This window comes from Cohnella hashimotonis (genome assembly GCF_030014955.1).
In the GTDB taxonomy this organism is placed as follows: domain Bacteria; phylum Bacillota; class Bacilli; order Paenibacillales; family Paenibacillaceae; genus Cohnella; species Cohnella hashimotonis.
Map to the genome: position 1 here is coordinate 7,676,446 of NZ_JAGRPV010000001.1, position 11,055 is coordinate 7,687,500.

7 protein-coding genes, 1 tRNA gene and 2 rRNA genes (1 of these 10 only partly in view) are annotated in these 11,055 nt (G+C 57.0%); 1 reads left to right on the forward strand and 9 read right to left on the reverse strand.

Annotated elements, in window-relative coordinates; all coding sequences use genetic code 11:
• The first annotated feature begins 11 nt into the window (after window positions 1-11).
• A complete protein-coding gene (locus KB449_RS30645) occupies window positions 12-932 on the forward strand; it encodes an IS3 family transposase (RefSeq protein WP_282912847.1) in 921 nt (306 codons plus the stop codon).
• Window positions 933-1,854: 922 nt separating this feature from the next.
• Here KB449_RS30645 and KB449_RS30650 read toward each other — a convergent pair.
• From KB449_RS30650 to KB449_RS30690, 9 genes are all read right to left on the reverse strand, one after another.
• A tRNA-Ser gene (locus KB449_RS30650) sits at window positions 1,855-1,943 on the reverse strand.
• 78 nt (window positions 1,944-2,021) lie between these two features.
• The gene (gene serS / locus KB449_RS30655; RefSeq protein WP_282911986.1) at window positions 2,022-3,308 is read right to left on the reverse strand and encodes a serine--tRNA ligase; all 1,287 of its coding nucleotides are present in this window, start codon (window positions 3,306-3,308) and stop codon (window positions 2,022-2,024) included.
• Window positions 3,309-3,385: 77 nt separating this feature from the next.
• Entirely contained in the window at window positions 3,386-3,967 is a 582-nt protein-coding gene (pdxT, locus tag KB449_RS30660; RefSeq protein WP_282911987.1) for a pyridoxal 5'-phosphate synthase glutaminase subunit PdxT, read from the reverse strand.
• A gap of 157 nt (window positions 3,968-4,124) precedes the next feature.
• On the reverse strand, window positions 4,125-5,006 hold the full coding sequence (pdxS, locus tag KB449_RS30665) for a pyridoxal 5'-phosphate synthase lyase subunit PdxS (protein WP_282911988.1): 882 nt from the start codon (window positions 5,004-5,006) through the stop codon (window positions 4,125-4,127).
• Between the two features lie 87 nt (window positions 5,007-5,093).
• Window positions 5,094-6,437, reverse strand: a complete 1,344-nt coding sequence (locus KB449_RS30670) for a D-alanyl-D-alanine carboxypeptidase family protein (protein WP_434082531.1) — start codon at window positions 6,435-6,437, stop codon at window positions 5,094-5,096.
• A 151-nt stretch (window positions 6,438-6,588) separates the two neighbouring features.
• Entirely contained in the window at window positions 6,589-8,046 is a 1,458-nt protein-coding gene (guaB, locus tag KB449_RS30675) for an IMP dehydrogenase (RefSeq protein ID WP_282911990.1), read from the reverse strand.
• Window positions 8,047-8,705: 659 nt separating this feature from the next.
• On the reverse strand, window positions 8,706-8,927 hold the full coding sequence (locus tag KB449_RS30680) for a hypothetical protein (RefSeq protein WP_282911991.1): 222 nt from the start codon (window positions 8,925-8,927) through the stop codon (window positions 8,706-8,708).
• A 316-nt stretch (window positions 8,928-9,243) separates the two neighbouring features.
• Window positions 9,244-9,360, reverse strand: a 5S ribosomal RNA gene (rrf, locus tag KB449_RS30685).
• Window positions 9,361-9,494: 134 nt separating this feature from the next.
• Window positions 9,495-11,055: ribosomal RNA gene (locus KB449_RS30690) — 23S ribosomal RNA — on the reverse strand (it continues 1,370 nt past the right edge of the window).

An 11,055-nucleotide genomic window follows, 5' to 3' on the forward strand; every position in this document is an offset into this window, starting at 1 on the left:
CAGAACCATTTATTAAACGGGGGGAGCCTGTAGCACGGGTTCTGCGCATTCTCGAGTTGAATGAGTCCACCTATTATGAGCGGCGTAAGCGTGCCGCTCAGCCTGACGCAGAACGCGTCGAGCCGGTCCGCAGGGGACGCCCTGTGCCCGGATACGCCTACAACGAATCGGGCGAGAAAGTCTGCGACGAGCAAATCCAGGAATGGCTGTTGCTACTGCTGGAGGGCGAAGAGCACGTCTATGGCTATAAGCTGTTAGCGCGCTGTATTCGCAAGCAGTACGGGGTGAAGCTGAACAAGAAAAAGGCTTATCGCATGTGCAAGGCACTCGGCATTCTTCAAAAAAAGCGGCAACGCCTACAGACGCATCCTCGGCGATTGCCGAGAAATCACACCATCACCGCATCGAATCAACTTTGGCAAATGGATATCAAATATGGCTATGCCTTGGGTCAGGAGCGTTTCTTTTTCGTACTCAGCATCATCGACGTGTTCGACCGCGTCGTCGTAGGGCAATACCGCGGCCCTGTTTGCGAGGCCAAGCACGCGGTGCAGACCCTGGGGATCGCGCTGCAGCAGCGCCTTCAGCCGGGTGAAGCACTGCCTATCATCCGCACGGACAACGGCCCCCAGTTCGTCAGCAAGCTGTTTCAAGACATGTGCGAGTGCTGGGACATGGTCCATGAACGGATTCCGCCGCGGACACCGAATATGAATGCCTACATCGAGTCTTTCCACAGCATCCTTGAGCGTTGTTTGTTTAGCAATCGTACATTCATGACGCTGGAGGAAGCTTATGAAGCGTTCGACCAATTCATGGATTTTTATAACAACCGTAAGATGCACGGCAGCCTAAAAAACATGGCTCCAACAGCGTTCGCAGCGTGGGTTAAGACATTGGACGATGCTTCAGCCTTTTACAGATCGGTGTAATCGCTTGAAATAACGAGCTGCGCTATGAAATTGGAATCATTGTAGGGTATGACTCCAGTTTTAGGGGGCCTAGCCGTATTTGCATGTATTTCATTAAATAGCGTTGATCGACAGAAAATAAATGTACAAATGCAGTTGTTTCGACCCACAAAGTTTCGAAAAGCGGTGAGAGTGGGATTCGCTCCGTCGCTGCCGTGCTCGCACCTGTCGTTGCGACCACGACCTTGAGCGACTATCACGCCGGGGCCTACGAACATGCCTTAGGGCATGTTCGCTTAACGGCCCGTTCGAATCCCACTCGCCATACGCAAAAAACGATTCCCTTGCGGGAATCGGCGTGTTTTTTGAATATGGCGGAGAGAGTGGGATTCGCTCCGTCGCTGCCGTGCACGCACCTGTCGGTGCGACCACGACCTTGAGCGACTATCACGCCAGGGCCTACGAACATGCCTTAGGGCATGTTCGCTTAACGGCCCGTTCGAATCCCACCCGCCATACGCAAAAAACGATTCCCTCTCAGGAATCGGCTTGTTTTTTGCGTATGGCGGAGAGAGTGGGATTCGCTCCGTAGCAGCCGTGCACGCACCTGTCGGTGCGGCCACGGGCTTGAGCGACTATCACGCCGGGGCCTACGAACATGCCTTAGGGCATGTTCGCTTAACGGCCCGTTCGAATCCCACTCGCCATACGCAAAAAACGATTCCCTCTCAGGAATCGGCTTGTTTTTTGCTTATGGCGGAGAGAGTGGGATTCGCTCCGTCGCTGCCGTGCACACACCTGTCGGTGCGGCCACGGCTTGAGCGACTATCACGCCAGGGCCTACGAACATGCCTTAGGGCATGTTCGCTTAACGGCCCGTTCGAATCCCACCGCCATACGCAAAAAACGATTCCTTCTCAGGAATCGGCTTGTTTTTTGCGTATGGCGGAGAGAGTGGGATTCGAACCCACGTGGGCTTGCACCCTAACGGTTTTCAAGACCGCCCCGTTATGACCGCTTCGGTATCTCTCCAAGGATAGAGCGCATTGGACTCCTCGCGTGAGGTCGGCCAACCCGCTCCGTAATCATATCATACGCCGGAGAGCTCGATCAACCCCTGCGAGGCGCGATGACTTCGAGACCGCCCATGTACGGGCGCAGTACGTCGGGCACGACGACCGTGCCGTCCGCCTGCTGGTAGTTCTCGAGGATCGCGGCAACCGTGCGGCCGAGCGCGAGCCCGGAGCCATTCAGCGTATGGACGTACTCCGGCTTCGCGCCGGTCTCCCGGCGGAAGCGTATGCCCGCCCGCCGCGCCTGGAAATCCTCGAAGTTCGTGCAGGACGAAATCTCGCGGTAGGTCGCCATGCTGGGCAGCCACACCTCGAGGTCGTACGTCTTGGCGGAGGCAAAGCCCATATCGCCCGTGCAAAGCGCGAGCACGCGATAAGGCAAGCCCAGCAAAGACAGGACGCGCTCGGCTTCGCCCGTCAGCGATTCGAGCGCCTCATACGACGTCTCCGGGTCGACGAGCTGGACGAGCTCGACCTTGTTGAACTGGTGCTGGCGGATGAGGCCGCGGGTATCGCGTCCGGCAGCGCCCGCTTCGGAGCGGAAGCATGCGCTGAACGCCACAAGCTTGCGAGGCAGTTGATCCTTGGCCAAAATCTCTTCGCGATGCAGATTCGTGACCGGCACTTCGGCGGTCGGAATCAGGTAATACTCCGTATCCGCAAGTTTAAAGAGGTCCTCTTCAAACTTGGGCAGCTGTCCCGTACCGATAAGGCTGTCGCGATTGACGATGTAGGGCGGCAGGATCTCTTCGTAGCCGTGCTGATCCGCATGCAGGTCCATCATCAGGTTAATCAGCGCGCGCTCTAGGCGGGCGCCCAGGCCCTTGTAGAACACGAAACGCGAACCCGTCACCTTTGCCGCCGCCTCAAAGTCGAGAATGCCGAGTCCCTCGGCAATTTCCCAGTGCGCCTTCGGCTCGAAGCCGAGGCTCGTCGGCTCGCCGACGCGGCGAACCTCGACGTTGTCCGCTTCGCTCGCGCCGACCGGCACGCTCTCGTTCGGAATGTTCGGGACGGCGAGTATCAGCGCATCGGACTCGGACTCGAGACCGCGGAGCTCCTCGTCGATCTGCTTGATCCGGTCGCCGACTTCCTTCATCTCGGCAATCAGTCCGTCGGCGTCTCCGCCGCTCTTCTTAAGCTTTGCGACTTCTTGGGAGACGACGTTGCGTCGGTTTTTCAGGTTATCGCTCTCGGTCTGCAGCTCGCGGCGTCTCGCGTCGATTGCCGGAAACGCGGCGATCAGCTCTTCCGAAGCGCCCCGCTTCTTCAGCGCGTCCGCTACTTTGCCGTAGTCGGCGCGCAGCAACTTGATATCGATCATCGGTAGGTGATCCTCCTGGCCCTGCGAAGGGTAATGTATGTCGGTGCAGGCTCGTGTCCGTGCCTATACTTGTACGCTTAAGCTTGGCCGGCTGCCTCTCGCGCCATTTCGATGAACAGGCCGTGCAGGCGGTAATCATCCGTCAGCTCCGGATGATAGGAGGCAGCAAGCAGATGCCCTTGTCTAGCGGTGACGATCTCGTCTTTGTAAACAGACAGCACCTCGACGTCCGGCCCGACCTCGGTGATGAGGGGCGCGCGAATGAACACGGCGCGCAGCGGAGACTCGATGCCCTTGACGGGCAGATCGGTCTCGAAGCTCTCGCGCTGGCGGCCGAACGCATTGCGTGCAACCGTCATGTCCATCAGCTGCAGATGCGGCTCTTCGTCGCCTGTCAGACGCTCCGCCAGCACGATGAGACCTGCGCAAGTGCCGAATACGGGCTTGCCGGCGGCAGCATAGTCCCGTACCGCTTCGATGAAACCGTATTTGCGCATCAACTTCCCGATCGTCGTACTCTCCCCGCCGGGAATAATAAGACCGTCGATCTCCTGCAGTTGCTCCGTGCGCTTGACCGCGACACCTTCGCCGCCGGCAAGCTCAATACTGCGGATATGCTCCGCTACCGCGCCTTGCAGCGCCAGAACTCCGATTTTCATGGATGTACGACCTTCCTTCTTGTCAGCCTTCTAAACCAATCGGGGCGGCCTCGCGGCCGGCGGTATGCCGGGGCGAGACCGCCCGAATATGTGGCTTGCCGCAGCGACTCTCGTTCGCTGATTCAAGCGATGAGCCTCCCGTAGGGGGCTGCTGCAATTAGATGCCGCGATCCTGCATGCGCTGGGAGAGCTCCAGCTTGGAGATCTCGATGCCCTTCATCGGTGTGCCAAGGTTCTTGGAGACGCGGGCGATCAGCTCGTAGTCCTCGTAGTGCGTCGTCGCCTCGACGATCGCGCGAGCGAACTTCTCGGGGCTGTCGGACTTGAAAATACCGGAGCCGACGAATACGCCGTCGGAGCCCAGGTGCATCATCAGCGCGGCGTCCGAAGGCGTCGCGATGCCGCCGGCTGCGAAGTTGACGACCGGCAGACGGCCAGTCTCATGCACGCCTAACAGCAGCTCGTAAGGGACGCCCAGCGTCTTGGCTTCATGGTACAGCTCGTCCTTCGCCAGGTTCTGAACCTTGCGGATCTGACCCGAGATGAGGCGCATATGGCGTACGGCTTCGACGATGTTGCCCGTTCCCGGCTCGCCCTTCGTACGAAGCATGGACGCGCCCTCTTGGATACGGCGCAGCGCTTCGCCCAGGTCCTTGGCGCCGCATACGAACGGCACCGTGAAGTCTGCCTTGCTGATATGGAAAACGTCGTCCGCAGGCGTCAATACTTCGCTCTCGTCGATGTAGTCGACGCCGAGAGACTCAAGCACCTTGGCTTCGACGTAGTGACCGATCCGTGCCTTCGCCATAACCGGAATGCTGACGACCTTCATGACTTCCTCAACGATCGTCGGATCCGCCATACGGGCTACGCCGCCGGCCGCCCGGATATCGGACGGTACGCGCTCGAGCGCCATGACTGCCGTAGCGCCTGCCGCCTCGGCGACCTTCGCTTGCTCGGCGTTCATGACGTCCATGATGACGCCGCCCTTTTGCATCTCTGCCATGCCGCGCTTAACTCTCGATGTGCCTGTCTCCATTTTACCTACGCCTCCAATACATTCTAAGCATTTATTTTACAGGAATGGCCAAGGATAGACAACCCGTGCAGTCGGGATTCAGTCCGATCAGAACAGATTGACGATCCCCTTGAACAGACCGCTGAAGAAGGCGCCGATCGCCCTCAGCATCAGTTTGAACCAGCCCGCCTTATTCACGTCCTCCGTCGCCACCAGATCGACGGTGACCGTCTTGTCCTCCTGCGTGACGGGATCCTTATATGTGTAGGTGGCTTTGCCGACCTTATCCCCTTGCTTCAGCGGCGCGACCAGCGGATCGCTCGTCGGCACGACTTCCTTGAGCTTCGCTTCGACCTTGCTCGTCTTCGGCAGCATGACCGTGATGTCCTGGCCGGTAACCACCTGTACCGATTTCTTGCCGCCCTTCTTGACCTTTAGCGTCTCATGCTCGGCGATTGCGGTCTTGGGCTGTACGAGCGTCTTCTTCTCGAAGCTGCCGAAGCCGTAGTCGAACAGCTTGGCCGTCTCGAGGAACCGTTTGCCGTCGTTCGAATTGCCCGGGACGCCCATGACGACCGCGATGAGCCGCGTGCCGTTCTGAAGCGCCGTGCCGGTGAAGCAGTTGCCCGCATTGGAAGTATGACCCGTTTTCAGGCCGTCAACGCCGGGATAGGCGAATTTCTTAAAATTTTGCACGTTCTTGTTCGACTCGAGCATCCAGTCCCAGTTAATCAGCGGCTGCTTGTCGCGTTCGCGGAACTGGTAGGTCTGCATCTTGGAGTACTCCAGAAACTCCGGGTAGTCCTTCAATATATGGTAAGCCAGCAGCGCCGAGTCGTGAGCCGACATCACCGTCTCGCCTTCGATCGATGTCGGGCGATAAGCTTCCGGCATATCCGCGCGGTCAAGGCCCGTCGAGTTTATGAAATGAGAGTCGTTCATGCCCAGCTGCTTGGCCGTTTCGTTCATGAGCTTGGCAAAAGCCTCTTCGGACCCGCCCACCGTCTCGGCAAGCTGCGTCGTCGCATCATTGGCGGAACCGACCGCCATCGCGATGTACAGCTCTCTGACCGTATGCTTGTCGCCGACCGCAAGGAACACCCGACTGCCGATTTGCTTGGCCGCATTCTCTTGTATGGTAATCTCCTGGTCCCAGCTGATCTTGCCGTCCTGGATGGCCTTGAATACGAGATATTCCGTCATCATCTTGGTCATGCTGGCAGGCGGCAGCGCGGTATCCGCGTTGTTCTGGTACAGCACTTGACCGGTATCCGCATCCATCAGAAAAGCAGATTTGACGTTTAATTGAAGACCGCTAATATCGTTCGTAGCGGCCGAAGAGCGCGGCAGCAGCATCGCTTGCAGCAAGGCGGCTAGAAGTAGGATGGCTAGAAGCTTGAACATGACAGCACGGGATTGCTTCGCATAGCGAACATAAGCTTGATTCAACACGCGACTCTCCTTTTTGCCTAGCTTATTTATGAGTCGGACAAGGCCGTGAACTCCGTCTGTTATTGTAACATACCGCACCCAAAGGCAAAAGCCGCAAGGCGAGGTTTGCTCGCCCTGCGGCTCTTCATTTTAACCCATGCAAAATGCTTGCTTACATGGAGTAGTTCGGTGCTTCCTTCGTGATCTGCACGTCGTGCGGATGGCTCTCGCGCAACCCGGCGCCTGTAATGCGGACGAACTCGGTATCGTTCTTCAGTTCGTCGAGCGTTGCCGTGCCGCAGTAGCCCATGCCGGAGCGCAGGCCGCCGAGCAGCTGATGCAGCGTATCGCGCAGGGGGCCCTTGTAAGGCAGGCGGCCTTCGATGCCTTCCGGCACCAGCTTGGAATCGTCCTCTTGGAAATAACGGTCCTTGGACCCTTCCTTCATCGCGCCGATGGAGCCCATGCCCCGGTACGACTTGTACCGGCGGCCCTGGTAGATCTCCGATTCGCCGGGGCTCTCTTCTGTGCCCGCGAACAGGCTGCCGAGCATCACCGCGCTCGCGCCGGCTGCGATCGCCTTGGTAATCTCGCCCGAATACTTGATGCCGCCGTCCGCGATGATCGGGACGTTGTACTCGCGAGCGACAGTCGCGCAGTCGTAGATGGCCGTGATCTGCGGCACCCCGATGCCTGCGATGACGCGCGTCGTACAGATCGAGCCCGGCCCGATGCCGACTTTGACGACCGAAGCGCCGGCTTCGATCAGGTCGCGCGTCGCTTCGCCGGTCGCCACGTTGCCGGCCACGATCGTCAGCTCGGGGAACCGCTCGCGCAGCTTGCGGACCATGGTCACGATGTCGATGTGGTGACCGTGCGCCGAATCCACGACGAGCACGTCGACGCCGGACTTCACGAGCGCGTCCGCGCGTTCGAAGGTATCCTTGGAAACGCCGACGGCTGCGCCCGCGAGCAATCGACCGTGTTGGTCTTTGGCCGCGTTGGGGAACTGGATCGCCTTCTCTATATCTTTAATGGTGATGAGACCCTTCAGCGTATTGGAGTCGTCCACGAGCGGCAGCTTTTCGATCTTGTGCTTCTGCAGCAGCAGCTCCGCTTCTTGGAGGGTCGTGCCTACCGGGGCTGTCACCAGATTTTCGCTCGTCATCACTTCTTTGATCTTGATCGAGTAATCGTGAACGAAACGCAGGTCGCGGTTCGTCAAGATGCCGACCAGCTTGCCGCCTTCGTTCGTGATCGGCACGCCGGAGATCCGATACTTGCCCATGAGCTCTTCGGCATCATAAACATGGTGCTCAGGGGTCAGCGAGAACGGATTCGTAATAACGCCGCTCTCCGAACGTTTGACGCGGTCGACTTCCTCTGCCTGCTGCGCGACGGACATGTTCTTATGAATGATGCCGATGCCGCCTTCGCGGGCGATGGCGATCGCCAGAGCCGATTCCGTGACCGTGTCCATCCCGGCGCTGATCAACGGAATATTCAGCTTCACGGAAGGGCTGAGCGCCGTCTGGACGCTGACGTCCCTCGGCAGGATCGACGACTTGCGCGGGATGAGCAGGACATCGTCGAACGTCAAGCCTTCCTTGGCGAATTTATTTTGCCACACGAACATTTTCCTCCTTTGGAAATGCGTTTTTTTAGATTTTCCGAATTGAATTATAGGCAATCTTAGCAGAGGCACTAGGGGCTGTCAAGGCGCATTAAAAGCCGTATTCCGCATTGTCTGAATGCCAAGCGAAGATTCGCTCTCCGCTGGATTCCAATGCCGCCGACTGCTTGTCGCGGCACGCCTTGAAGCTGTTGTGCTCAACGCTTTATACGGAAGATCGTTCAGAAAGAATGTAAGCAGGCATAAAAATCATCATCATTGAAAGCTGGAAACGTCGGGAGGAATGATTAAGGAGCTTTGCGTGCAGCAAAGCGAGGAAGGAGGAGGAATTTCCTATGTACGTTATGATGCGGATTTCTAGTCAAATGGGATTTTAACATCTTGCAGCATGGGTTGTCTTATGTACATTCTAACCGCAGAAGAATCATGGTCGCCTGGCATTATGTGATGCAGGCATAACGTGCCACCCACTGTTGCTTGGCGCCTGGCTGAGACAGCTCCCTGTCTAACCAACATTTGTGCCCATATCTATCCAAGTGGGAGCAAGGCAGGGAGCTCATGAACGTCGTATGCGTAAGGGTGAAGCTTTACATCCCGTATGAGGCGCGCAGCGCATATTTCTTACATTTTCCGTCATTTTCTTTCGTTCCGCAGATTTATTTCGTTACTGCCGCCGTAGAATCTTTTGCCAAATCCTCATTGTGATCGCTCGCATGCTCCTCTGACCCGCCGTTATCCGCGAGCGCCGCGATGCTCCACATCCATTGTTCCGTCTGAAGCTTTGCGCTGGCCGTCGAAGCCTGTGCGCCATTACCCCAAAACGCGCCTCCAATGCTAATGGCAAGTGCAAGCGTACTGGCCGCAATTATCTTGGGCATATCCTGATCCGCCTTTCAATGATTCTGATTTTTATGGGTATGAATTTATTTTAACCTGGTTTTTTGAACTGAATATGAAATCCGGCTTAAGGGTTACTGAAATACACGGTAAAATCTTATATTCTTTTTTACCCGAGGCGATGAAAATTACAACGGAAAGAACGGACTATGGTTTCACAATTTTTCGGTAGAATAAGGGCGTGGCTTCCTTGGCTGGTCTACCAACTACATACGCCACCTCTCCCAGACAGATGCTTTTCCGTAAAAACACAAAAAGCCACCTTCCGAAGAAGGTGGTTTTCATTACTGTGCTTTAGCCTGGCGACGTCCTACTCTCCCAGGACCCTGCGGTCCAAGTACCATCGGCGCTGGAGGGCTTAACGGTCGTGTTCGAGATGGGTACGCGTGGGACCCCTCCGCCATTACCACCAGACCTACTGTGCGGCGGGTGTCGTACAGATTTGCAGCTTCACAGAGCTTGCGCCCTGAAAACCGGATGCGAAACGAATCTGCGCCTAGAAATTTTCTTGCCTGTGCGGCTTGCCGTTTGTTCCTCGGAAGGAACAGTAGGATAAGCCCTCGACCGATTAGTACTCGTCAGCTGCACGCATTGCTGCGCTTCCACCCCGAGCCTATCAACCTCGTGTTCTCCAAGGGGTCTTACTAATTGGGAAATCTCATCTTGAGGCGGGCTTCGCGCTTAGATGCTTTCAGCGCTTATCCCTCCCGCACTTGGCTACCCAGCGATGCTCCTGGCGGAACAACTGGTACACCAGCGGTGCGTCCATCCCGGTCCTCTCGTACTAAGGACAGCCCCTCTCAAATTTCCTACGCCCGCGACAGATAGGGACCGAACTGTCTCACGACGTTCTGAACCCAGCTCGCGTACCGCTTTAATGGGCGAACAGCCCAACCCTTGGGACCTACTTCAGCCCCAGGATGCGATGAGCCGACATCGAGGTGCCAAACCTCCCCGTCGATGTGGACTCTTGGGGGAGATAAGCCTGTTATCCCCAGGGTAGCTTTTATCCGTTGAGCGATGGCCCTTCCATTCGGTACCACCGGATCACTAAGCCCGACTTTCGTCCCTGCTCGACTTGTAGGTCTCGCAGTCAAGCTCCCTTATGCCTTTGCACTCTTCGAATGATTTCCAACCATTCTGAGGGAACCTTGGGGCGCCTCCGTTACGCTTTAGGAGGCGACCGCCCCAGTCAAACTGTCCGCCTGACACGGTCCCTTCACCGGATTCACGGTGACAGGTTAGAACCTAGATACGATCAGGGTGGTATCCCAACGGCGCCTCCATTGAAGCTTGCGCTCCAACTTCTTAGGCTCCCACCTATCCTGTACAGACCGTACCCAAGTTCAATATCAAGCTACAGTAAAGCTCCATGGGGTCTTTCCGTCACGTCGCGGGTAACCTGCATCTTCACAGGTACTAAAATTTCACCGGATCTCTCGTTGAGACAGCGCCCAAGTCGTTACGCCATTCGTGCGGGTCAGAATTTACCTGACAAGGAATTTCGCTACCTTAGGACCGTTATAGTTACGGCCGCCGTTTACTGGGGCTTCGGTTCACAGCTTCGGGTTGCCCCTAACCGCTCCCCTTAACCTTCCAGCACCGGGCAGGCGTCAGCCCGTATACTTCGCCTTACGGCTTCGCACAGACCTGTGTTTTTGCTAAACAGTCGCTTGGGCCTATTCACTGCGGCCCCCTCGGGCTATTCACCCTACCGAGGCACCCCTTCTCCCGAAGTTACGGGGTCATTTTGCCGAGTTCCTTAACGAGAGTTCTTCCGCGCGCCTTAGAATTCTCTTCTCGCCTACCTGTGTCGGTTTGCGGTACGGGCACCTTCTCCTGGCTAGAGGCTTTTCTCGGCAGCGTGAGCACGGAACCTTCGGTACTGTAATTTTCCCTCCCCATCACAGCTCAAGGTATTAGTGTGCGGATTTGCCTACACACACCCCTCACTGCTTGGACGAGCTATTCCATCAGCTCGCGTTCTTGCCCTCCTGCGTCCCCCCATCGCTCATAACGGATTACGGTGGTACAGGAATTTCAACCTGTTGTCCTTCGACTACGCCTTTCGGCCTCGCCTTAGGTCCCGACTTACCCTGAGCGGACGAA